This window comes from Aquimarina macrocephali JAMB N27, from assembly GCF_000520995.1.
GTDB lineage: Bacteria > Bacteroidota > Bacteroidia > Flavobacteriales > Flavobacteriaceae > Aquimarina > Aquimarina macrocephali.
This window is the reverse complement of record NZ_JACA01000155.1, coordinates 1-313: the sequence shown is the minus strand read 5'-3', so window position 1 is coordinate 313 and position 313 is coordinate 1. Positions and strand designations below refer to the sequence as shown.

General features: G+C 44.1%; 1 protein-coding gene. It reads right to left on the bottom strand.

From position 1 onward, the window contains the following. A partial coding sequence (locus Z054_RS31235) for a transposase (RefSeq protein WP_143712986.1) occupies nt 1–168 on the bottom strand: 168 nt, incomplete at its 3' end. Between the last annotated feature and the right edge of the window lie 145 nt (nt 169–313).

Here is a 313-nt window from a genome sequence, read left to right as displayed (position 1 = left end):
TTCTGCTTCCAGGATATTCACGTTTTTCCATTCGCACAGTTTTCTTAAAATACTGCCAATCGCTCTGCGTTTTTCCCTGTAGAACACCTGCCTTCGGTACTTCGGCGCAAAAACTATATGATATTTACAGTTCCATCGGGTGTGCGCTAAGCTCTTTTCATCCCTCATTGGGACCCCCTTTTGATTTCTTGTTGAACATTTGCAGTTGCCAGACCGCAAACTGTTTTAACAAATCAAAAGGGGTTTTTATAACTGACCCAAAGCTGAAAGCTTTACTGAACCCCCAGCCTAGCTGGGGGTTTTCTGGGCACAA